This window comes from Cyclobacterium sp. 10D3-21 (assembly GCF_055809755.1).
Window position 1 is genome coordinate 1,979,371 of sequence record NZ_CM147924.1, and the last position, 25,350, is coordinate 2,004,720.

Below are 25,350 nucleotides of genomic sequence, written 5' to 3' on the forward strand. Positions count from 1 at the left end.
GACTTCCTGTTGTAGCAGGATAGGTTTAACTTTTAAACAAGCCTCAAAGTCTGTAAAAATTGGTGCTAATGTCAAACGGGTTTGAATATAATACATTGAAAGAGCTTAATTCATTGCAACTTTTGGACTCGTTGCCTGAAAAAGAATATGATGATATAACCAGTCTGGCAGCTTTAATCTGTGACACTCCAATCTCTCTGATTTCTCTTGTTACAAATACCCGACTGGTTTTTAAATCACATCATGGAATAGCCAATACTGAAACGCCCATTGAGCGATCATTTTGTGCTCAGGCGATTAAGGAGCCTCACAAAATTTTTATTGTGGAAGATGTTCGTAAAGATGAGCGCTTTAAAGATAATCTATTGGTAACGGGTAAACCGCATATTGTTTTTTATGCAGGAATGCCATTGTTAAGTAAAGATGGAAATGCTCTGGGAACGCTTTGCATTTTGGATAATAAGCCTCGTAAGCTGGAGGCAAAACAAGTAGAAGCTTTAAAATCTCTAGCCAATCAGGTGGTTCATCTTTTTGAGCTTCGCAAAAACCGGTTAGACCTTAAGCAAATTGGTGAAAATCTTTCTGTTGAAACGTTGCGACTAAATAACCTTATCAGTGCCACAAATGTAGGCACTTGGGAGTGGGATATTCCTAGTGGAAGGGTTACCATAAATGAACGCTGGGCAGAAATGTTAGGCTATTCCCTAGAGGAACTTGAACCACTTGACTTTGGTAAATTTCAAACGCTTTTATATCCTAAGGATTTAGCCGATATTAATGAAAAGGCCACAGCTTGTCTTGATAAAAAAACCGACTTTTATGAAGGGGAATATCGCTTTGTACACAAAAAGGGATTTACTGTTTGGGTGCATGATATAGGAAAAGTTGTGAATTGGGCAGCGGATGGTCAACCGCTACTTATGGCAGGAATGCATACGGATATCACGGAGCGCAAAAATACCGAATCCCAATTTAAAACAATAACCAATAATATTCCTGGAGCGGTATTTCGCTATAAGCGCTATCCAGATGGCAATGATGAGGTGCAATTGTTAAGCAATGGCGCCAAAAATCTTTGGGGATTTTCTGCTCAGGAGGTTATGCAGAACAATAATTTAATTTGGGAAAGATTTGAAAAGAATGATCTGGAAGCATTCCTTTTAACTATTCAAAAATCCGCTGAAGACTTAAGCTTTTGGGAGCACGAATGGTCATATTACCACCCTAATGGGAAAACTCGCTGGCATAAAGGCTCAGGAAGCCCTTCCCGTTTAGATGATGGTAGTATCATTTGGGACGCTATTATTCTTGATAATACACTTCAAAAAGAGGCTGAACTAGAGATTGTGCAAAGTGAAAAAAGATTTAGAGGCCTGATACAAAATGGCTCTGATTTGATTGCCATTCTTGACTTAGAAGCCAATTACCATTATGTAAGCCCTACCTCTACAAGTGTTTTGGGGATTACTCCAGAAGAATTCATTGGTAAAAATGCCTTAGAATACATTCATCCTGATTATAGAGAAGCTGTTTTGATGGGTATTTTAAGCTTAAAACATAAAAAACAACTCATGATCGAACCATTTAGGTTTAGACATGCTGATGGTTCATGGCGATGGATAGAAACAATTTTTACTAACCTTATAGAGGATCCAACGATTGGAGGGATCGTGGCCAATTCAAAAGATGTTACAGAACGAATCCTTACCGAAGAAAAATTAAAAAAGAGTGAGGCTTACTATCGTGGTCTTTACGAATCACAAACCAATTATGTGCTTCGGACCGATATGAATGGTAATTACACCTATGTAAATAAAAAATTTGTTGAAGAATTTGGTTGGGTTTACCCAGAGGGAGAAATTTTGGGGAATAATAGTTTGTTATCCATTCTGGAATACCACCATCAAAAGGTCCTGGAATTAGTTGGCAAATGCGTTGCCGAACCTGGGAAGGTATTTAAAATTGAAATCGATAAACCAAATAGGTTTGGTGGGGTTGTTAATACCCTTTGGGATTTCGTTTGTGTATTAAATGCCGATGGAGAACCCTCGGAAATGCAATCTTTAGGCCTGGATATTACCGACAGAATTCAACATGAAAAAGACCTAAAAGAATCCGAACAACGTTATTCTAATCTGTTTCAGCTTAGCCCGCAGCCTATGTGGGTATATGATATGATCACTTTAAAATTTCTGAATGTCAATAAAGCAGCCATTAGGCACTATGGGTATTCTTATGAGGAGTTTATGAAGATGACTATAAGAGAAATAAGGCCCAAATCAGAAATTCCAAAATTAGAATTGGTCATCAAAGAACTACTACAAAAGGAAAAGAACTATTCCCGTGGTGAGTACATACATAAAAAGAAGAGTGGGCAAGAAATAATTGTTGAAATACAAAGTAATGGTTTGTCTTACCAAGGAAAGAAGGCCGAGTTAATATTAGTAACAGACATTACCCAACGAAATAAACATATTCAAGCCATTGAAGCACAAAATGAGAAATTTAAAAAAATTGCATGGATGCAATCTCATGGAGTGCGTGCTCCTCTTGCACGAATAATGGGATTGGTGGAATTGCTAAAGGGTGATTCCTATTTATTGGATGAAAATGAAAAAAAATATATTATAAATCATATTATTACTTCAGCTGCTGAATTAGATGAAGTTATTAGAAAAATTGTTCATACCAGTCAGCAAACATTATGAAGGGGCAAAAAAGCTTAGTTGTACCTAAAGAATATTTATCACTTTTTCGAGTGCGCTGAACAATCGGTCAATTCCACCAAACAAAATACGAGATCCATCTGATTGCGTTAAATTGTAAATTCTTTGATAAGTTGGTTTTTGAAACCTTAATCTTAAAAACTATTTGAATCAGTTAAATAAGTCCTTCATTTCATAATAAAATCCAGTTATGTCCCATTTATTCTGAGGATCTGTAAGCAAGCAACATAGGTTATCTAGTTGAGGGGTAAGGGAATTAAGATGTATGAAGTCCAGTCGGAAAGCCTTCAGTTAATTTAGATGGCAGTGATCTAACCTGGTTAAGGGCCTTTTCACTAAACTACTGCCGGTTCTTGCTGACTCAGGCAATGAAATGAACCTAAGCCCCAAATGATATCTAGAGAATCTACACCTACTACCTTTCGGTCAGGGAAACTTCCTGAAATAATATCCATAGCCTTCTGGTCATTTTTATCTCTAAAAGTAGGTACTACTACAGCTTCGTTGGCGATATAGAAATTTGCATAGGATGCTGGCAATCGCTGGTCTTCATGATACTTCACACCCGGCATAGGCAACTCTACAACGTTCAATTGCTTACCGTCCTCTAAGCGCATTTTCTTTAATAACTGAAGGTTCTCCGCCAAAAGTAAATGGTTTTCGTCGAGCTTATTTTCCTCTACTACAGTGAGCACTGTATCTTGATTCACAAAACGTGTAATGTCATCGATATGTCCATCCGTATCATCCCCCAAAATTCCATCACCTACCCAAAGAATATTGCTAACCCCATAGTAATTACATAAATATTTCTCGATCTGAGCCTGATTTAAATTCGGATTTCTATTTTTGTTTAGCAAACAAGCCTTGGATGTCAAGAGCGTTCCTTTGCCATTAAATTCCACAGAACCACCTTCCATAACGATATTAGGAGTGAAACAGGGCACTCCTAAATGTGCTGCAATTTTATGGGGAATTAGGTTGTCAAGGTCATAAGGAGGGTATTTGTCTCCCCAAGCATTGTAATTCCATTTCACCACTACCTTTGTCTCAGCAGCGATAGGATTGATCAAAAATGCAGGCCCATGATCTCGACACCAAGCGTCATTGGTAGGGAAGAAGTGAAATTCTATCTGGCTTAGATCCACTCCCGCTTTTTCCAGGTGGGTCAATGCAAAGGCTTTCATGCCTTCATTGCTCACATTGATATTTACCTTTTCTCCTTTGGCTACTATCTTGATAAAGGCAGCATAAGCAGGATAAATTGTATCAATTTTCCCTGGCCATGATGCTTCTTTATGGGGCCAACTTAGCCAGGTAGCGGTATGTGGTGCGAATTCAGCAGGAAAATAATATCCCAAGTCTGCGGGAGTAACTTCCCCTGAATTAGCTAAATCAAAAATGGTTGTCATGAATGCCTATTCTTCGTCAAGAAATCGTTTGGTAATTGGCTGGTAAGAATCAATTCTTCGGTCCCTTAGGAATGGCCAGTGCGTTCTGTATTGATCGGAACTCGCAAAATCAAGCTCTTCCACATGAATCTGCTCTTCTTCATGAGAGGCTTTGAAAATCACTCTTCCAAATGGGTTGGAAACAAAAGAGCCACCCCAGAATTTCATGTCGCCTTCTATTCCACAACGGTTTACCGAAACAACTGGTATGCCATTGGCAACTGCATGTGAACGCTGAATCGTTTGCCATGCACCGTATTGCTCTTCATTGGTCAGTCCATCCTGATCCTTATGCCAGCCAATCGCAGTAGGATATACCAGAAAATCTGCCCCTTTCAAAGCCGTGATTCTCGCAGCTTCTGGATACCATTGATCCCAGCAGATTAGCACTCCAATTTTCCCGAATTTGGTTGGGAAGACCTTATAACCCAGATCACCCGGGGTGAAGTAAAACTTCTCAAAATATCCCGGGTCATCAGGAATGTGCATCTTTCTATATTTGCCTAGGTAAGTGCCATCAGCATCCAAAACGGCCGTGGTATTGTGATACAATCCTTCCGCCCTTTTTTCAAAAAGAGAAGCGACGATCACCACGCCTAGTTCTTTGGCCAAGTTGCTAAAGATATCTGTAGAGGGACCAGGGATGGCTTCGGCCAATTTGAAATTCTCATAATCTTCTACATCACAAAAATAGAGGGATCGGAACAACTCCTGAAGAACGACTACCTGAGCCCCTTGGTCAGCAGAACTACGCACACCTGCAATGGTTTTTTCAAGATTTTCTTCCAAATCAGCAGTGCAGCTCAATTGGACCAAGCCTACTTTTACAGTTTTATTTGCCAAAATAAATTCGTTTTTAATTCGTGAACAAAGATACCTCCTAACGTTGCAATCCCAAAATGATATGCTTTATTTCCTTTTCAAGCATTTTTAATTTTTGGTAAGCGATTAATTAAAGAGGCCATAACAATGCGATTGGTTTATTGTTTTTCACATTTAACCCAAATTCATTCATCGTAACGAATATTAGATGCTTAGTGTTTGTTTTTGATTTAATGAAGACAGGAATAGAGTGGTTTTTTGATCAGCTTGATTTATTGTTGGGAAAATTGGACAAGATGCTTGCCTATAGCATTAACCTGTCTCTCATTACGCGTTTGTACGCGGAAGTAATCACGGATAATGGTTCCACAGCCGGTAGTGAAGGTTTTGTTGAATGTCGTTGCCAGCACGGTATTGGAGCCGTTGAGATTACTTCGCTATTTTGGTGAAGTAAAAGCATACCATAATTTTCTGGTACGGTGATGAATTTGGTTACCTGAGTTCGTCAAATTCAGCTCTCGGAAAGACGATGTTTATTTAGTCAGGAAGCACCCACTATTCGTTCTATTCAAATTTCGAACTAGAGCAAATTGGTAGAGAATGGCTCTTTATTCAAGAAAAATTAAAAAAAATGACAAATTTTGTAAATTTTAAATCCTCAATTTATTATTGTTAATAGAAACCATTAATTCGCTCATGTCCCTAACAAATCTTCAGTAAAATGAAAAAGAAATGACATTCAAGGCACCATGATTAGCTTTTTGGTACCTCCTAAGGGTCCAAACCCGTAGGAGGTATAGGTATGCTTAGCTATGACAAATAATAAAGAAGTATTTTTACTTCGGGTTCACCTATAAAATTCCTGGTTTTCCTTTGTGACAATGTCAATTGGCATGTAATAGACCTTGTCCACTGGGAGGTTTAAAGCAAGTGAATGGTACAAGCTCATGATTCCTTTATAGCCTTGTTCTTCGGGTTTATGGCAAATCAAAAAGTTAATTGTACCTTTCTGTAGGTGCTTTTGGTTTTCTTTAAGAAAATCATAGCCGACAAGCATGATATGGTTTAGCGCTCTCTTTTCCAAGTATTCAGCAACTGCAAAAACCCTGGAATTTGTGACAAAAATTGCCTCAATATCAGGATTTTTTATGAAAGCTTTATGAAGGAAAAGTTCCACCGACTCCTGATCAATATCCTGAATGTTTAGATCAATGCAGGTTGCCTTGTTCGGTGGCTCGGTAAAAAACATTTTAAATCCAGCTTCAATCTTTTCCAAATTAAAGCTTTTCTTTTGTTTTGCGATGTTTACTATTAGGATTTCAGGGTTTTCGGAAATGCCCAGCTTGCATAAGCTTGCCCCTAAATAACCACTTTGAAGCAATGGGGGTCCAATATAGGAAAGGCTGCCCTGAGCTTCAATATTACTGTCAATACATACAACAGGGATTTTGTTGGCTTGGCAATAAAGAAAAAATTCATCTGCCTCTTTTACGAACGAAGGGGACATCAAAACCCCATCTATATTTTTATCTTTAATTTCCTCGGTAGCCTGAATAAAGGAATCCTTGTTGGTTAGGTCAAAAAGGTAGCTTTCAACGGTTACTCCATATTGCTTGATTTCAGATTCCGCTTTTAAAATGCCTTTCAAAGGAGCTTCCCAGAAATCAGAATGAACGGAGGTTCTGGGAATAATTACTGCGAAATGAAAAACCTTTCCTGAAGACAATCTACTGGCTAAAACATTGGGCTGGTAGTTCAATTCCTTAATAATGGCCTCTATTTTTGCTTTTGTTTTGGCTGAAACTCCCGGGCGATTATGAATCACGCGGTCTACAGTTGCAATGGATACATTTCCCCGTTTCGCTATTTCTTTTACTCCTGTTTGACTACTTGTTTTTTTCATATGCATTCCATCCTTATATAGCTTTATATTGGTAAACAATCAATAGATGATAATGTGAAGAATTTTAAAATTATCCGTAGCTGATTGAATTGACCTTCAAAATTAAAAGAATAATTCGTTTTACCCCTATTTTTTCAAAATTGCTTCGTTTTTCACTTTAGGTAATTGATATGACAATCTTTAAATAGACCTATTATGATCAACTGTTACTGCATTTTTTAATATCGGCTAGCACCTCTTGTGATTTTAATTCAAAACTTTGCTTTATATAAGGGCTCGTTGCTTAATATTTTAGTTAGTTGTATTTGAATTACGTGTCAAATAATTCAAATTAATAACCCCAGATTTACTAGTTTAGTTAACGGGCCTTTTTCATTACATCAGCTAATTTTACGGACCGACCACCTTTCTTTTTACTTTCATCAGCAGCTGTCATAAAGGCCATGATTTCAAGCGTTTCTTCTGGCTTTACAGGTGGAACCCCAGTTTCGAAGAAAATGGAAATTTCTTTTAGTAAAGGTTCATAACCACCATAGGGACCAAGTACAATAGCCCCTTTATCCGTAAATACTGTTCCTCCAAACCCGGAATCACCAGACCTGGTACCCCTAAAAGTACCTACCTTTCCATCTTCCCAAACGCCCGTAACAATATCAGTGAAAGGTGTGTGGATACGCGTTACAGATACACAACCAGGGCCCAGTGCCGTAAATAAAGTTTCTACTCCATGGATTCCATACCAATATAAATCAGGATGCGTGGGTTCTAGGCTTGCTGGACTGTAGGTGTCTGCACCGACAATTATTTTGCCTTCTAATTTTTCTATTCCTTTGATGTATCGAAGTGAGGAAGCAGAAAATACTGGAACATTGTATTCTTTAGCTGCATCGTATATGGCTATTGCATCCTCTAACGAAGCGGCCACAGGTTTGTCAATAAATACTCTTTTGCCTGATTTGAATACTTCTATGGCTTGCTCTAAGTGAAGCCTGCCGTCATTGGTTTCTAACAAAACCACATCTACCTTGCCTAATAATTCTTGAATAGAACTGGTAATGGATACCTCATATTCTTTTATCTTATCTATGTAATCTGGAATTCTATCAGCACTTGAAGCGATGGTTTTACTCCCATACGGGTAGGCGGCTACTACATGGTATCCATGATAACTCGCATTGTCCTTATTTCCATTTAAAACCTTGGTAAAAGCAAGGCAATGTGAAGTGTCCAAACCTATGATGCCCACTCGTTTTCCTTCTGCAAACGGTTTTCCGTAAGATGGGAGTCCAAGTGTCAAACCAACGCCCGCAACCACTGAGCTTTTCAAAAATGTTCTGCGATTTAATTGTTCAGGATTTTTCATGTCATGAGTTAAATTGATGTGGATATTAGGATAATTGGTTTGAAAATAAAGGGATTTAGTCCTTAGAATTTTATTTTTACAATTTGTATTAAGCTTTTATAAAGATGAGCCATCAATTGATAACCATAAGGGTTTTAAATTGGGATGCTCAATAAAAGTAAAAAAAGATCGTTAACGTACACATTTACCAATAGTAAATCTAGTATTTTCCTCATGTAAAACAAATAAATAATGGTAATAGTGAGTATTAATATTAGAAAAAGTTGATAAATTTTATAATTATAGATTTTAGTTTATTATTTTGCTTATAATTTAGAATTATACTTAGGAGTAGGATTATTTAGCTTAAATGGCTAGTTTTAGCTTGTTCGTTTGTTATTTAGGTTTTATAGTTAAGTGTTTTATACAAGTTGCCAATATTTAAAAAACGTTATTCACATTTCATTTCTTTGTTTGTTGAGAAAGAGAAAGATTTGTTATTTCAATATATGCGGTAACGTAAACACAATAAAAGTTAATTTTATCCATAGTAATAGGAGGATAGAATAAAAACCATCGTCCAAGTAATTTCTGGGAATTACAGGTCGACCCTGGTATTGAAAAGTGGATCAATCAAATAAACCTATATAATAGGTGTCAAAATACAAACCAGTAATCTATAGCAGGTACAATAATCTAAATCTATTTTGAACCATTGGTTAGACTTTCTACAAAATCCAGGCTATTAATTAAACGCTAAATTAAAAGTTATGAAAAAGATAAAAGATACGAGAAGAACATTTTTAAAGCAATCCCTCGTTGGCGCTACAGCATTGTCTGTTGGTGGAATGCTTCCTGCTTTTTCTGCCAAAAGTTATGGAAACATCCTTGGTGCCAATGACCGCATTAAGGTATCCGTAATGGGAGTAAACAGTAGAGGCAAAGCCTTGGCGGGTAATTTTGCAAAACAGGACAACTGTGATGTTATCCATATTTGTGATGTAGATACCCGTGCTGCCGAAAAATGTATTGAACATGTGAATAAAGCGCAAGGATTCAGTCCAAAGGCAGTGCCTGACTTTAGAAAAAGTCTGGAGGACAAAGATGTGGATGTATTGGTAGTAGCAGCGCCTGATCACTGGCATGCTCCAGCTGCAATTCTTGCCTGCCAGGCGGGCAAAGATGTGTACTTGGAAAAACCTGCCAGTCACAATCCAAATGAGGGCGAAATTTTAGTGAAAGTAGCTGAAAAATACAACAGAATCCTTCAAATGGGTAACCAAAGGAGGTCCTGGCCAAACGTAATTGCAGGAATCAATGAATTGAAAGCTGGTGTAATTGGAAGACCTTATTACGCCAAGACCTGGTACACCAATAATAGGCCATCTATAGGTGTTGGTAACCTGGCATCAGTTCCTGATTGGTTGAATTATGACTTGTGGCAAGGACCTGCGCCCAGAGAGGCCTATAAAGATAATTTTCTTCATTATAACTGGCATTGGTTCTGGAAATGGGGAACAGGTGAAGCCTTGAACAATGGTACGCACATGATAGATCTTGCCCGTTGGGGCTTAGGTGTGGACTACCCTGTAAAAGTTAACTCTTCAGGTGGAAGATACAGGTATGCCGATGACTGGGAGACCCCTGACACCCAAATGATTAGTATGGAGTTTGACAACAATACCCAAATTACCTGGGAAGGTAGGAGTTGTAATGGACATACCATAGAAGGAGCAAGCGTAGGTGTGATGTTTTTTGGAGAAAGGGGCGTATTGAAAATTGAAGGTGGGAATGCTTATACCATCTTTGACTTGGACAACAATATCGTTAAGGAAGTCAAGAATGACACCAAAATTGATCCAAGAAACCTCGCCAATCCTGCTCAAGCACTCGACAGTGTACACATTCAGAATTTGTTTTCCAATATCAGAGAGGGCGTTCCTTTAAATTCAGACATTGTAAGTGGACATATCAGTACTTTATTGTGTCAACTTGGTAATATTGCCCAGTTAAGTGGAGAGACATTACATGTTGATCCAAGCAATGGACATATTCTTAATAATAAAGCTGCCAATAAATTTTGGAGTAGAGAATATGAAAAAGGCTGGGAGCCAAAAGTTTGATTTTACAAAAGGGTATTGAATTTGTTTAAATGCCAACTAAAAAACCAATTTCAACTTAGTGAATCTAAGGTGAAATTGGTTTTTTTTGCATAAACTCGGTTAGAAGCAACAGCATCGTTTGGGTATATTTTGTAAATATGGGAGAATAATTGATTTTTATTTGTGAACTAAATGTACTTGATATAAGGAAATTCCCTGGGTTATTTAGATTTTTTAAAAAAAATTCGTTTCTTTAAACATTAATTCGGTAACGTTAACGAAAATCACTCGCTCAATGAACACTAGAAGAAAATTTATCCTTACCAGTGCCATGGCCGCTTCTGGGTTAAGCCTCTCTGCTTTTTCTCCTTTTTCCTATGACAAGAATAGGGTAGCGCCCTTGAAAGTAGGATTGATAGGGTGTGGAAGTCGAGGACAAGGCTTGGCTTCACTAATGCGAAAACTACCCATGATATCCCTAGTAGCCTGCTGCGATTCGATTAAAGAACACCTTGATAAAGGCCTTTCTCATGCAGACAAAGGAGCAAAAGGATATGCGGATTACCGGGAACTACTGGAAAAGGCAGATGTTGATGCCGTAATTATTGCTACACCATTGTACTTGCATTTTCCAATGGCCATGGATGCCATTGATGCAGGTAAGCACATATATGTGGAAAAAACCATTACCTACTCAATAATGGAAGCGGAAAAACTGGCACAAAAGGTGAACGGCTCTTCCACCATTTTGCAAGTTGGACACCAATATAGGTATTACGCACTTTACCATAAGGTAAAGGAAATTATAGATAAAGGTTGGTGTGGTCAAGTGACACAATATGAATGTCAGTATCATAGCAATCAAGATTGGAGAAAGCCAGTAAAAGATCCTGCCATGGAAAAACACATCAACTGGCGGATGTACAAGGAATATTCCGGTGGTTTGATGACAGAGCTGTGTGCCCACCAGATAGATATTGTCAATTGGTTTGTTGGTACCTCTCCTCAGAAAGTAACAGGAATGGGGTCCTTGGATTATTGGAAAGACGGAAGAGAAAATTTTGATCACGTTAGGGCTACCTACTATTACCCTCAAGGCATCATGTCCAGTATCAGTTCTATATTGACCAATGCATACAAAGGCTATTCTATTAATATTTTAGGAACCGAAGGAACCATAGAGATTATGAGGGACAAGGCATTTATCCATGCTGAACCCAAACATTTGGAACTTGGAACAGTAGATGGTGTTTCAGGAGCAACAGTTAAAAATGGGTCAGGTGGTAAGGCTGAACCAATTCTCTTTGGAAATAAGGATGGCAAAGACCTGGACCCAACCTCCTATGCATTAATGGATTTTGTTGGTTGTGTAAGGGAAGGCCGACAACCTTTTTGTGATGTTAACAAAGGAAAAGACACGGCTGTGGCTGTGCATTTAGGCAATAAGGCAATGGAAGAAGAAAAATTCCAGTATTGGTCGGAGAGTTAAAAACGGATTCCTAACCATTATTTTAGCAAGTTATAGAAAACTGAAATCTGAAGGAGATCAGTTTTTCTTACTTTTCTCTATTGATAAAATGCATTAACCCTCAATTCCTATTATTCTTTCGATGCTAACTGAATATTTATTCTATAGGAGTAAGTATCGAAAGGGGCGTATTTAACCCAGAGATTGAATATCTCTTAAACTTTAAACAAAAATAGTATAATGAAATTGAATGAATTGGACCTGGTGGTGATTGGCCTGTTTTTCTTGCTAATGATCGTCATAGGTGTTTATGCTTATTTTAGAAACAATGACGCTGATGACTATTTTGTTGCTGGCGGCAATTTACCTTGGTGGCTTTCGGGAATTTCCCATCATGTGTCTGGATACAGTGGTGCCGTCTTTGTGGCCTATGCTGCATTGGCCTATACCCATGGATTTTCTGTGTATACCTGGTGGGCATTAACCATCGGTATTTCGATATTGATTAGTGCTCATGTGTTTCCGGTTTATTGGGTCAGACTAAGAAAAAGATACCATATTCAATCCCCATTGGAGTTTCTGGAACACCGCTATAACTTATGGACACAACAAGTAATGGCCTGGAGTGGAGTTGTCCTCAAATTATTCGATGTAGGTGCAAAATGGGCCGCCATTGCACTTCTTCTTAATGTTTTTACAGGGGTAAGCCTTCCTGTAGGTATACTCATTTCAGGGGGGATCTCCTTATTATACATTACTTTTGGAGGTTTATGGGCTGTGGTCATCACTGATTTTGCCCAATTCATTGTTCAACTGCTTGCTGGCTTGGTCATGTTTGTGGTTGTTTTACAACACTTGGGAGGAATTGAAGGGATATTTACTTTATGGGATAAACTTCCACCACAAAATAGCCAACTATTCAATGAGCCATATGGAGTAGGCTTCGCATTGGCTTTCTTGTTTATTAACTTTCTTGCTTATAATGGTGGGCAGTGGAATTTGGCTACCAGATACATCTCTTCCCCAAATGAAAAAGCTGCTACCAAAGCAGCTCGTCTTTCCGGAATATTGTATCTTATATGGCCCCTTATTCTGTTCTTTCCCATGTGGGCTGCTCCGATTTTATTGCCGGATATGGCAGATCCGAGTAAATCCTATGGAGAACTTACCCTATTGCTATTGCCATCAGGCTTGGTTGGGCTGGTAATCGCATCTCTTTTTGCCAACACCATGTCCATGACCTCTTCAGATATTAATACAATATCCGCAGTAATAACACGAGATATTTTACCGAATATTACCAAAAAGGTTAAAAAAGGAAAATCTTCCTTATTTGTAGCAAGATTGACGACTTTCGTTTTCACAATGTTCACTATATTGATCGCATTTCAATACGAATATTTTGGAGGCGTTTTAGGCCTTATTATTTCCTGGTTTGGAGCTTTAGTAGGACCGATTGCTATCCCAATGCTTTTTGGTTTATTGCCTGCATTTAAGAAAAGTGGGCCTATCGCTGCAATAGGTTCTATAGTGGCCGGATTGATTACCTTTGTGATAACGAAAAACATAGATTCTTTAAGTTTAGCCTTAGAAATTAGTTTGCCATTAATAGTGTCTACCTTGACTTATATTGTAGTTGGATTTTTTGAAACCAACAGGAATGTAGAAAAAATAGCTGATTTGCTTCAGTCCATTGAGAAAGAATAAAATACCGATTATGAATTTACATATATACCAATCCCGGAATGAGATGGGGATCGCAGCAGCCAAAGCTGTGGAGAATAGAATTGAAAAACTTTTAAAGGAGAAAGAATTCATAAGAATAATCTTTGCAGCAGCACCTTCACAGTCTGAGATGCTGAACTACCTTACTTCCAGCAAAAGAATCCCATGGGACCGTATTATAGGCTTTCATATGGATGAATATATTGGTTTGTCCAAGGATTCACCTGCTCTTTTTTCAAATTTTCTAAGGAGGCACTTATTCGATTGTGTTCCTTTTCACCAAGTTCATTTACTTGATGGTGAAGCAGATCCTGAAATCGAAGTGAAGAGGTATTCAAAATTACTAAATGAAGCTCCTATTGACATTGTTTGCTTAATTATTGGTGAAAATGGACATATTGCATTTAATGATCCTCCAGTTGCCGATTTTAGCGATCCGTTGACTGTAAAAAAAGTAATATTAGATACTCCGTGCAGGCAGCAACAGGTCAATGATGGTTGTTTTAGCCAATTTTCTGAAGTTCCTGAAACTGCTTTGACATTGACCATCCCTGTTTTGACAAATGGAAGTTTTCTGTTTTGCGTGGTGCCCGGAGCTACCAAAAAAGCTGCTCTATACCAATCTTTATTTGGTGAGATTTCAACCAGCTGTCCTGGATCTATACTTCGCCAATCAGAAAATTGTGATTTGTTTTTTGACGGAGATTCAAATCCCTTCCCGATCCAAAAAGCAGAGGAAGCTTATAACCTAACGGCAATGGATGTGGTGAGCAACCAACCTGTCCTTTTGAATACAAAAAGCAATACCCGGGTGCAATTACCAGCAGGTTTTGAGGTGGATCAATATGTAGGAGAAGGTTTGGTAGACATTCAGATCAATGGGATCAAGGGAGTAGATTTCAATACTACCTTGACAAAGCCCGATGCGATCCTGGAAGCCACGGAGTATTTGCTTTCTAAAGGGGTTACCACCTATTACCCAACCATTGTCACCAATGGCTTTGATACCATTTTACAACTGGTAGAGACCATCAATAAGGCTTGTAGCACCTACCCTTTGGTGAACTCCTGTGTAGCAGGCCTTCATATTGAAGGACCTTTTATTTCTTCAGAACCTGGAGCAAAGGGCGCACATCCTGAGGAATTTACCAGAAATCCTTCAGTAGAATTTTTGGATCAGCTTCAAAAAATCTCTTTGAAGCCTATTGCTTTAATCACCCTTGCTCCCGAGTTGGAAGGTAGTGAAGAATTTATACGGACTTGTACTGAAAGGGGTGTTAAGGTGTCTATTGGGCATTCATTGGCCACTGGAGAGCATGTGCAAATGGCAAAAGATGCTGGTGCTTCCCTGGCTACGCATTTAGGTAATGGTGTCCCTTTAAAATTGCAACGGCATCCCAATATCATATGGGAATTAATGGCGCAAGAAGGAATCAATGCCAGTTTGATTGCTGATGGCTTTCATTTACCTCCTTCCTTTTTAAAGGTCGTTTTTAGGGCAAAAGGTGACGAATGTTTGCTTGTAAGTGATGCCACCTGTTTTGCAGGCATGGCTCCAGGTGAATATGATTCCCCCATTGGAGGAAAGGTAGTTTTGGAAGAAAGTGGAAGGTTGTCCATGAAAGGTGCCAACGGCCTATTGGCAGGGGCAGGGAAGGATCTATTGGAAAACATAGACTACTTGCTTGAAAGCCAATTGTTGTCCTTGTCTGAAGCCTGGAAGAAAGCTTCAGTGCTGCCAGCAAAATACATGGGAGGGGACAATGTATTAAATAAGGATTGGGTGGTGTTCAAATTGAAAGACAATGTAGTCAACATCCAGAAGGTTTATAAAGATGGCGATTTGGTCTGCGATCAAAGACTAGAAAAATAATATTTTTTATAATTTCCTGATGTGTTCATATAGGGTTGGAGGTCTTACCTGGTTTATAACCATGGTGATTCTTCCTTCCCTATTTTTTTTGTATTACTTGGTAAAGTATTATTATAAGCGACCTTTAGTAGGAATACAGATCGTTTTAGACAAAATGTAAGTGAGAATAGGAACAGGTATGATTTTAGTGAGATAGTCTGCTGTTTGTATTGAAATAAAATTACAGAAAAAATGTCCTATACGTATGATTACCCCCGGCCCGCTTTTACAGCAGATGCGGTTGTGTATTGTGTTGAGGAGCACAAAATCTTATTAATACAAAGGAAAAACCCTCCTTTTGCGCAACAATGGGCACTCCCGGGTGGTTTTATTGAAATAAATGAATTGCCATTAAAGGCCTGCATAAGAGAACTGGAAGAAGAAACCGATCTTCGACTAACAGGAGGTCAACTGATAGGTGTATTTGGAGAGGAGGGAAGAGACCCAAGAGGATGGACCGTAAGTGCCGCCTTTCTTTTTATAGTTGATAAATCCCTATTGGAGAAGACAAGACCTGGGTCGGATAGCCAGGAGGTAGCCTGGTATTCAATTTCCTCACTGCCGGAATTGGCATTTGACCACCTTGATATCATTAAAAGTGCAGGCTTGTTAAGCTCTTAATATGGGCTGGACTATTCTTTTCAAGTTAGTAGCTAGCCATAAAGGTTTATTTGATGTCCCTGTTGAAAAGTCGGAGAAGGAAATCGATTGAGTCTAGAACAATTAGGAGAGCCTGATGACAAGTTGGAATCTAAGGGAGTAAGTGGTTATTAATTTTTTACTGCATATTTAATCAATTCCTCAAGAGGGATAAGTTCCAGTGTTTTTTCATGCGTGGCTTCAAGAATCACTTTTGGTGCTTTTTTTTCTTCATAAGCGTGTAGCCATCTGGTAAGGCATATACACCATTTGTCTCCTGGTTTAAGCCCTGGGAAATTAAACTCTGGTCTTGGAGTAATTAAGTCATTGCCTGTTGCAAGGCTAAAACTCAAAAAGTCTTCAGTCATTACGGCACACACTGTATGTGTTGCGGAATCAAGCGCGTCTGTATTGCAGTAGCCATCTCTATAGAAACCCGTTATAGGAGAAAGACAGCAGGGGATAAGGGCTTCACCAAATACATTATTAGCCATATTCATAAAGGTATAAAATTAATAAAGTGCCATGAAATTTTCATTCATGGCACTTTATTTCTATTTGATTAATCTAGATTTTAATAAGCGATTAGCTTAACTTAAACCTGATAGGTAATCTCATTTTTACCCTAACTGGTCTACCTCTTTGTCTACCTGGTTCCCATGCTGGAGCATTTTTCACAACTCTTACGGCTTCTTCATCACATCCTCCGCCAACACCTCTAAGGATGCCAACATCTTGGATAGATCCATCCGTATTTACTACGAATACCACGTAAACAGTTCCTTCAATACCCATTCTTCTTGCTTGGGTTGGATATTTAAGGTTTTTAGACAAATACTTATTCCATCCTTCCATTCCACCCGGAGGGGTAGGCATGTTTTCCACAACGTCAAAGATAACATCTGCTTTTTCTTCAACAGGAGCTTCTTCGATTACCACTTCCTTGATTACCGTTTCTTCCTGAACATCTACGTCGAAGTTTACTTCAATTTTTTCTTCAATTTCAACTTCATCAGGGATCTCTTTAATTTCCGGCTGCTCTATTGGTGGCGGCGGTGGTGGTGGCTGTTCCGTAATCGGAATGTCTAATAATTCCTCAAAGTCATCATCGATCGATCCAAGGTCTAAAAGTACACCATCGTCAAATGATTTATACTCAAAGGCAAAGAGGACCAGACCAACACTGACCATTAAACCAAGATTTAAGAACATTCCTGTCTTTTTGGTTAAGTCAGCTTTTGGTGTTTTTTTGGCTTCCATGGTTATAACTCTTTTTTAATTTTTGTTGATTCAGTTTAATAATTCCAATTAACAATCATAACAAATAATTTTTATTTATACAAGAACGCTACCTCTCTTATTTAAATAAATAAAAATACTTGTACCAATAATAACGCCTACAATATTCGTGATAATATCAAAATAGTCAAATGACCTTCCTGGTACCAGTCTTTGTAAATACTCTGTCAATATAGCAATAAAAATCCACAAAACTAAATAATTAGTGAATAATTTTATACTTTCTTTCTTCTTTATGTCTACTCTATAACGGATTACACGGTTCCACAAGAAAGCCATGCCTGTAAACATACCAAAATGAATCAGCTTATCTGACCCATAGAATTTTGGTATATCTGGCACATTACTAGCTGGGCTAAATAAAGCATAAGCCATGCCAAATGACCATAGAAGAGCAAGAATGACTTTTTCTACCAAAATAAATTACTGACCGACAAGGGTTTTGTATTCTTCAGGGGACAGCAGATCAGTTTCATTTTCCTTGTCCCACTTCACCTTGATCATCCAGCCTTCTCCATAGGGATCTTCATTCACCAACTCGGGAGAATCTTCCAGAAGACTGTTTAGCTCCAGAATTTCACCTTTGATTGGCATAAATAAATCGGAAACAGTTTTTACTGCTTCCACTGTTCCAAAGACCTCTCCGGAATCCATGGAGTCACCCACTGTTTCTACTTCTACAAAAACAATGTCTCCCAATTCCTTCTGGGCGAAATCAGTTATTCCTACAGTAACAGTTTCACCGTCTATTTTGACCCATTCGTGGTCTTTGGTGTATTTTAAATCTTCTGGAAATTTCATGCTTGTTATTTTTACTGGTCAAAAATACGATGTTTCTAGACAGTACAAAAAATTATTGACTTAAATTAAATGTTAATTGTCCACCAAAAGAGGTGGAACTAGTTCTGTAAGCCGTAGAAACCTTGGGATCATTAATGGTTCTATCAAAATAGAATTGAATATTAAGTTTCTGGTTGACCACATAACCCACGCTAGGTCTTATTTGGACGTTAAGATTACCGTTCGTAAGTGTATTCTCACCTTCTATTTTTCTTTGAATAGTGTTGGTGTCTACTATTCTTGTTGATATTCGGATGGTAAGGTCATTGTTGAGCACTTCTTGTCTTCCCTGTATCTTGAAAGGAACTTTAACACCCGCCTTGGTATATCCAAGGTCAAATCTAAAATCCTGACTGCTTTGTTCGTTTACTTGAGCATTGGAAAAGTTCAATCCGATATTTCGCTCTGTATTGTATTCAAAACTAATATTCATTCGGTCTTTGGTAAGCAAGTCTACACCGATCAAAGGTGCAAACCTTTCCGATATCACTACATCACTAAGTATCATAATAGGGATATAGGCACCAAATTCATCTGTCATGCTCGCCATAGGAAGTTGCTGTAACGTATTGTATAACTCCAGACCTTCCTGATAAATAAGCGCATTCGAAAAATTACTTACTTCATACAACGAGGTATAATTGTGTGTTAAATCTATCCTTGAGAAGTATTCACTCAATGCAGGCAACCTTGACAATCCCCTATATTCGACTCTCCAGTTAGGTAAAGGCATTTTAGGGAAAGGATTTAAGGCTATGTCTGATGCTGCCTGACCTGAATAGGCAGCGATAAAGGCAGGAATCAATACATCTTGACCATTTATATTGTAGGCTCCTCCAGGGTTTTCGGTTTCAAGCCTGCTTTGTATCACAGCCCTGTAATTTTCAAATTCTGAAAACAATGGTGAGTTATTTTGAGCATCCTGTTTACTAAATGCAGTTTTAAGCACATTATAAGTGATACTATAACTTCCTAGCCTGTTAGGGTTGATAGATGCGAAGTCTTCTTCACCGGGTCCATTTCTTCTGAATATTTCGCTATAGTTCCCATTTTCTCGTTTTCTAAAATCAAGTGTGATTTTAAAGTCTTTAATGGGTTCTATCAAAGTGGTAAGTTGAAGGTTTCTGGATTCATTCTGGCTAAAGGCCTGCGTTAGCGAGGGACTGGAAGCCAAGGCACCTCTATTGGCCATTTCATACCTAATACTACTATTTTGTTCACCGAAAATAAAACCTAATCCTGGATTAATGAAACTTCTGTCCATGCCAAAAAGCCCTGTATTGGGCATGTAGCCTGGTAGGTAGGTGCCTTGAGTAATTCTGTAACTGAAATTTACGTCCTTTAGCATCATCATGAATCTTAAAAGATTTGAACCAAAGCCTTCTGTTGAAAACACTTTTTCCTTTTCCCCATCTTCAGATTCAGATTCAGTTGCATTTGCAGCAGGTCTTCCGGGAATCGTTGGCCTCTTGGGGGCATTAAGTGCATTAAGTCTTTTATTCTTGTTGTACAATTGTACCAGGTCCAGTTTACCCGAGATTGACCTGTCTCTTGAGTTTTGAATGACATTTCCAAGCGTATCTCTTTGGCCCAGGGCTCCAGTAACCCAGCCATAGGTGGCTTCATACCGTAGGTCAGCACTTATCCAATCTGTAAGCGGGATCTTGTCCAATGGAACCTTATAATTGGCGACAGCTTGCTGGTTATAATTGGTTGTTCTTCCTAGTTTTTTGATATTGTTTCTCAAAGAATCCAATTTTGCTTCGGTGTCCAGGTCTCCTGCTGGCTCATCCACTACAGCATTGACACTGGAATTGAGATCAAAGGACAGGTTTTCTGTTAAGTCCCAATTGAGACTATAAAACCGATTCAAGTAGAAACTCTTTTGGAAAAGTGGATCTACCCCCGCAGTGGTCAGTTGATCATTTCTGTTTTGAGTCCGCATAAACCGCCTGTCCATATCCAATCTTGCCGAAATGAGACTTGGAGCAAAATTCAAGTTGAAATCTTTAAATAATTGCAAATAACTACTGTTAAATATACCCCACCCTTTGAAAGGGGTTATTATAAGTGGGTCAGGCTGGTAATTATAAGCAATACTTCCTCGCGTAGTTTCGTAATTGTAGCTTTCCAGCTGAATGTTGCTTTGTGTAATAGAGCCATAGGCATAGGAAAATGAAAAGTTTTCCAATGCATAAATGCGATTGGTTTCTTTCTCCGGATTTTTAACTTTCCTAACATTATTTAGACTGAAATTCCGACTTTTGGATTGATCCATCACCAGGTTCTGGTATTCTTGTTTTTCGGTATTTGTTCTAAATTTCTGAATAGCAATTTCAAAGGGTACATCAGGATTGAGTGGGTCAAACTCTGGTTTTGTAGAAGAATTTTCAACACTTGCATAAAGAGGTATGCTTATTCCTAGTCCTTTTGGAAGGATTTTATCCACATTTACATTGGCTGAAATGTCATATTGGGTAGTCGATTCTCTAGCCCTTTCAGAAAGCCTGGTCTCTAAACCTCCAAAGCCAAAAGTATTGTGACGGATAGAAGAAGAAATGGTCGCCACATCAGCAATTTGAGCATTTAGACGTGCATTAGCAGCCCATCCGGAGGACTTATTGAAGTCTGAAACTCTCAATTCATTGGCCCATAGGCAAATAGATTTGCTTGCACCACCTACTCCAGGGTTTCGGACGCCTATCATCATTCCTTGAATATAACTTAACTCAGGCCTACCAACTACAGTAATTTTATATTGTCTCACCATAACAGAGTAGGGGAGGTTTTGAGGTTGCTGGCTATTGTCTCTTTCTGCCTTGACGCCTACTATTTCATCAAAGGCAACGTCTATTTCGTTTTTTGAAGGCCAGATTTGGCTGGGATCCCTAGTTCCAGGTGGTGTGATATTTAAGGGTACCTCTATTTCATAATAGTTGTCAGTGTAATCTGTACCCATTCTTAAAAAAGCCATTAACTCGCCGTCTTGTGCATCTTGGCTATCGGCATGCAAAAACATTTTTAGCCGGCCGTATTGTACGAGGTCTTGATTGACATTTTTAAATACCGCTCTTGAGTCTCTGCTTTGAAGGTTGTCGACACATAAGCGAAGTGATTGTTCGTTTAGTTGTCTTTCTACCGTGGAGGTATTGTCCCTGTCTCGGTTAATGCCTGGTGGCAATACATAGGGGCTTTGCGTTTCACTTCCTTGTCCATTTTCTTCAATATTGACCACACCGACGGTTAAATTGGAATTGTCAGGTTCAGGTATTTCAGAAAAACCCTTCTCAAATAAGGATTCCTGAAAAATTCTCCACTGACTCCCTACCAATCTAAACTGAGCCATTCTTAGCACCACTGGTTGTTGGAAATCGGTCAAGTAGGTCCTGATAAATCGAATGGATTTATAACCCGAAATATTGCCATAGGTGGCATTCGGTTGACGAATTGGAATACGGAAAAGATACCAATTGACCTCTTCACCATTTTCGACCGTAGATACCCTGTCTACAATATTGTTTTCACCGACCTCTAAACCGGTGGGACGCAGGTCTATTTCATATTCATAATAACTCTCCACCTCATTGATGGTATTGTCATTGTTCAGGTCTTCGTTGTCAGGGATATTTGAACCTGATGGGGTATAGGCCAAGTTACTATTGGCTGTGATCGGGGTATTTCCTTCCAGACCATTAAAATGCTTGTAGCGTTCTAATATTTTTATATCATTATTGTCAAATTCCGGGTCTAGGTAATATTTAAAATTATCAGCTGCTGGATCGACTTGTATTCTCTGCAAGGCTTGTTGATTTACATTAAGCCTGTTTATAAATCTTGCCCCATAAAAATCAACTTCCTGTTCACTACTCAATCCATTTAGCCCAACATCTTGGTTTTCCCTTGCTTCCGGGGAATTGTCAAATGCAGGTGTCAAAAACTGCTGGCTTGTAATTTTCCCCCATTCGTTGGTGGAAGTACTGGTTTCAGATCCATCTGCGGGAAGTCCATTTTCGAAAGCATGCCTCCCGTCTACAATCACGTCTTCAGATATCTCTCCAAGATTAAAGATCAACTTACCCCCAGTGGTGTTGTTTTCATTGAAAACACCGTCCAAAACCCTACCATTTTCTCCTTTAATGAAGGGGTCCATCATCCAGAATTCTATGTATTCAATGTTCGTTCTGTCAAAATCTACTTCAGAGGTGATGGCCCTTGTTATGCCTCCGTAATTTTCTCTGGGATTGGTCAGTAACCCGTCACTATTAAGAGCAGTATTGAAATTATACATCCCTCTTTCATGTGGGAAATAAGCCAGATCAAATAGAGGTTCATTGGTAACAATGTTATCGCGGTACCTTCCTTGAAAAATTTCTTGGGGAAGTACTCTTCTTACATAATGGTTTCTTCTGTCCTCAGTAGAGATATTTGAGGGGACACCCGGTCCTGAAGATCTATAAAAAACATTGTCCACTGTATACCAGGATAGACGGGCTCTTCTATAGGCATTGCCAAGTCTGTCTTCTGTTTGAAGACTAAGGTCAAATTTATTTTCTTCGGTAGCAGGAGTGGAGGAAATCTTCCAGTTTTGAGTGCTTGATCCAAGGTTAAATGGAATGATTGCTGTTTCAAAATCATCAATATAGGATGCACCTTCTCCATCTACCTGGTTGGAGGTCCCAGGGATCAAGTGCGCAAATTCACCACTAAACTGAATCAAAGACTTTTCTTTGGTTTCCGTAAAAGGCATTGCATCGGCCAGTTTGGTTAGAAACAAAGACTCATCATTATAATTGACATCAATGCCCCAGAGACTATTTCTTAAGGTTTCATTTCCTGTGGCGATTCTTGAAATATTGGGTCGTTCGTTTAAGTATAAGAAAGTACCTCCAATATTGAAATTATCATTGATCAAATAGTCCAATCGTGTTCCTAGCAAACTTCTTGTCTGAAAAGAAACTAAATCAGCTTTCTCAAAGCTGACGCTGATTTTTTTACCAGATTGAAGTATTCCTTCATTGATAATTACAACCCTACCTATATTATAATCTACTGTGTAATCCACTCCCTCTGTAAGTGGGATGTTTCCTGCTGTTATGATTACTGAACCCTCGCTGATATTTAGGCCAGGAAGCATGATCTCCGAAGCTGAACCTGAGGTGAAACTACCCTTAAGATAGTATTTGTTCAGCAGGGTTACCAATTCTGCATCCGCTTGAGTGGTCCGGTACAAAGTGTCGTAAACATATTTGTTTTCAAGGTTCACTTCTGCTGGTGAAAAATATCCTTCAAGGGTTTTACCGAATGGCTCTATAACGGGAAAAATTACTAAGCCTAGTTGTGGTTTGATGGTCAATCCATTGACAAAGTCAAAATTTCCATCAGGTTGAGGGTCATTTTGTGGATTCAGGTTGTCTAAATTTAAAAGTCTGATTAAAGGGATGTCTTTTACATTAGCCCCCTCCAAAAGACTTGGGTTATCCAATCCTGTACGATCGTCCCTATATATTATTTGTAATTGAAAACCTTCTTGCTCGATCTGGTTGGCATTTAGATTGTAGATGTTTTTCATCATCAGATCCCAAGTAGGTATAGAAGTATTGATCCTTGCCGGACGAAGCATTTTCAGGAAAATGACATTGTCCTCAGACAAGTTTTGGTAATCTTCAGATAACTCACCAACCTTGAAACTTTGTCCATTATAGGTGTATTCGTAGGAGACAGCGATTACTTCATCGTTTTGAAGTTTCCTGGAAAGACTAAAATATCCCAATTGACGGTCAAAGGTATATTCATTCTCATCAAGTTTTCTTGCTCCATTTATTTGTTCAAATTCAACTCCTCTTTCTAGCCCCAGGTCATTGCTTATCGTTGTAGCCGCTGTCTCAAAATTTCTGAAAGTTGGATTGCTCTTAAGGTTGTTAAATAGCTCGTTTGCTGTGTTGGAGGCAGGAGCCTGTGGGTTTCCTGTGCCTATGCTAGGGTTAGTAGGGTTGTATATTGTTTGCCCTTCACCCAAGTCCATGAAAGAAGCAAAATTCCGAAGGGTTTCAGTATTATTGGCCCTGTTCATGATATACACTTCCAGTCGTGTAATTTGTACACCTGATAGCACCTGAGGTAATCCTCTTAGCCAATTCTCATAATTATTTCTAAAGAAATGCCCAAGAAAAAAGTGTCTGTTGTCATCATAATCTGAAGCCCTTACTTCAAAAGGCCTTCCTTGGTTTCCTCCTTCAATGACGATTTCATCTCTTCTACCCCGTTGGGTAGATGCGACAGTGGTCATGAATAGTTTACCAAATTGCATTTTGGTTTTTACTCCAAATAGGTTTTGAGCACCCTGAATCAAACTGTTTTGAACGGGCATGCTTACATTGCCTATTTCTATGGATTTCAGAATGTCTTCTTCAAATCCGGCATATTCTACTTTTAGCTGATTTTCAAAGTCAAATGAATTATTGCTGTCAAAATTTGCACCGATGCTCACTTTTTGGCCCAGCATACCATTGACACTCATCTGGATTTGCTGATTGAAATTAAAATTCCCTGTCTTTTGTTGGCGGATAGGGATGGAAGGATTGTCTATTCTTCTGAAAATACCACCAAAATCCAGGTTTACATTTCCTGTTGGAACGATCGTTATCTCGCTACCACCAAAAAGTCGATCAAATGTCGGACTCATTGTAATTGGAGGAATTAGTCCTCTGCCTCCTACAGCACTTTCTCCATCTAATCCTCTGGAACGGTCTCTCCAGTATTGTTGTCTAATCCTATATTCCTGCATTCTTGAATAATTTTCATAATCAAGAGAGTATCCAGGATCAAGTGATGTCGAATCTAGATTGGGATAGATCCGGTAACTCACAGCCGTATCCACCTCAACTTCTACTCGTTGGTTTTTTTCGGGTTGCAAAAGAAAAGGAGAATCTCTTCTTAAAAAAGGATTTTGATAAGGGTATAAGGGTTTTGTATTTAAATTGTCCCACAACAAAAAGGAGGGCAGGGATCTTCTTTTGTTTAAAGTGTCCATTAGACTTGGTAAGCTGTCTGATGGGGTAGCCGCAGGCTCTTGGCGGGCATATACACCCGATAAAGACATCATGAACACTAAAAAAAACACT

The 25,350-nt window shown here is 38.8% G+C and carries 15 protein-coding genes; 6 read left to right on the forward strand and 9 right to left on the reverse strand.

Annotated elements, in window-relative coordinates:
* The first annotated feature begins 68 nt into the window (after window positions 1–68).
* Window positions 69–2,708, forward strand: coding sequence for a PAS domain S-box protein (locus AC0L7T_RS08110; RefSeq protein ID WP_473342043.1), 2,640 nt, complete (start codon window positions 69–71; stop codon window positions 2,706–2,708).
* Window positions 2,709–3,061: 353 nt separating this feature from the next.
* Here the strand turns inward: AC0L7T_RS08110 and AC0L7T_RS08115 are convergent, their stop codons facing one another.
* From AC0L7T_RS08115 to AC0L7T_RS08130, 4 genes are all read right to left on the reverse strand, one after another.
* A complete protein-coding gene (locus AC0L7T_RS08115; protein WP_473342044.1) occupies window positions 3,062–4,138 on the reverse strand; it encodes an agmatine deiminase family protein in 1,077 nt (358 codons plus the stop codon).
* Between the two features lie 6 nt (window positions 4,139–4,144).
* A complete protein-coding gene (locus AC0L7T_RS08120) occupies window positions 4,145–5,020 on the reverse strand; it encodes a carbon-nitrogen hydrolase (protein WP_473342045.1) in 876 nt (291 codons plus the stop codon).
* An 826-nt stretch (window positions 5,021–5,846) separates the two neighbouring features.
* On the reverse strand, window positions 5,847–6,902 hold the full coding sequence (locus AC0L7T_RS08125) for a substrate-binding domain-containing protein (RefSeq protein WP_473342046.1): 1,056 nt from the start codon (window positions 6,900–6,902) through the stop codon (window positions 5,847–5,849).
* Window positions 6,903–7,260: 358 nt separating this feature from the next.
* The gene (locus tag AC0L7T_RS08130; protein WP_473342047.1) at window positions 7,261–8,265 is read right to left on the reverse strand and encodes a Gfo/Idh/MocA family oxidoreductase; all 1,005 of its coding nucleotides are present in this window, start codon (window positions 8,263–8,265) and stop codon (window positions 7,261–7,263) included.
* A 749-nt stretch (window positions 8,266–9,014) separates the two neighbouring features.
* Between AC0L7T_RS08130 and AC0L7T_RS08135 the strand changes: the two genes are divergently transcribed.
* The 5 genes from AC0L7T_RS08135 to AC0L7T_RS08155 all read left to right on the forward strand — a co-directional run bounded on the left by AC0L7T_RS08135 (window position 9,015) and on the right by AC0L7T_RS08155 (window position 16,072).
* Window positions 9,015–10,367 (forward strand): Gfo/Idh/MocA family protein, encoded by a 1,353-nt coding sequence (locus AC0L7T_RS08135; RefSeq protein WP_473342048.1) that lies wholly within the window; start codon window positions 9,015–9,017, stop codon window positions 10,365–10,367.
* Window positions 10,368–10,641: 274 nt separating this feature from the next.
* Window positions 10,642–11,835: a Gfo/Idh/MocA family protein gene (locus tag AC0L7T_RS08140; RefSeq protein ID WP_473342049.1), complete on the forward strand. Its 1,194-nt coding sequence runs from the start codon at window positions 10,642–10,644 to the stop codon at window positions 11,833–11,835.
* A 219-nt stretch (window positions 11,836–12,054) separates the two neighbouring features.
* Window positions 12,055–13,521: a sodium:solute symporter family protein gene (locus tag AC0L7T_RS08145; RefSeq protein ID WP_473342050.1), complete on the forward strand. Its 1,467-nt coding sequence runs from the start codon at window positions 12,055–12,057 to the stop codon at window positions 13,519–13,521.
* A gap of 10 nt (window positions 13,522–13,531) precedes the next feature.
* Window positions 13,532–15,412 carry a 6-phosphogluconolactonase gene (locus AC0L7T_RS08150; protein ID WP_473342051.1) on the forward strand — a complete coding sequence of 627 codons (1,881 nt, stop codon included), beginning with the start codon at window positions 13,532–13,534 and terminating at the stop codon, window positions 15,410–15,412.
* A gap of 231 nt (window positions 15,413–15,643) precedes the next feature.
* Complete coding sequence (locus tag AC0L7T_RS08155) at window positions 15,644–16,072, forward strand: NUDIX domain-containing protein (protein WP_473342052.1); 429 nt, start codon at window positions 15,644–15,646, stop codon at window positions 16,070–16,072.
* A gap of 149 nt (window positions 16,073–16,221) precedes the next feature.
* On the opposite strand, the gene AC0L7T_RS08160 is transcribed toward AC0L7T_RS08155, so the two are convergent.
* The 5 genes from AC0L7T_RS08160 to sov form a co-directional block, all read right to left on the reverse strand.
* The gene (locus AC0L7T_RS08160) at window positions 16,222–16,584 is read right to left on the reverse strand and encodes a DUF2237 family protein (RefSeq protein WP_473342053.1); all 363 of its coding nucleotides are present in this window, start codon (window positions 16,582–16,584) and stop codon (window positions 16,222–16,224) included.
* Between the two features lie 91 nt (window positions 16,585–16,675).
* Window positions 16,676–17,350, reverse strand: a complete 675-nt coding sequence (locus AC0L7T_RS08165; RefSeq protein ID WP_473342054.1) for an energy transducer TonB — start codon at window positions 17,348–17,350, stop codon at window positions 16,676–16,678.
* A gap of 75 nt (window positions 17,351–17,425) precedes the next feature.
* On the reverse strand, window positions 17,426–17,806 hold the full coding sequence (locus AC0L7T_RS08170) for a VanZ family protein (protein WP_473342055.1): 381 nt from the start codon (window positions 17,804–17,806) through the stop codon (window positions 17,426–17,428).
* Window positions 17,807–17,812: 6 nt separating this feature from the next.
* On the reverse strand, window positions 17,813–18,190 hold the full coding sequence (gcvH, locus tag AC0L7T_RS08175) for a glycine cleavage system protein GcvH (RefSeq protein WP_473342056.1): 378 nt from the start codon (window positions 18,188–18,190) through the stop codon (window positions 17,813–17,815).
* A 52-nt stretch (window positions 18,191–18,242) separates the two neighbouring features.
* The gene (gene sov, locus AC0L7T_RS08180; protein ID WP_473342057.1) at window positions 18,243–25,331 is read right to left on the reverse strand and encodes a T9SS outer membrane translocon Sov/SprA; all 7,089 of its coding nucleotides are present in this window, start codon (window positions 25,329–25,331) and stop codon (window positions 18,243–18,245) included.
* Between the last annotated feature and the right edge of the window lie 19 nt (window positions 25,332–25,350).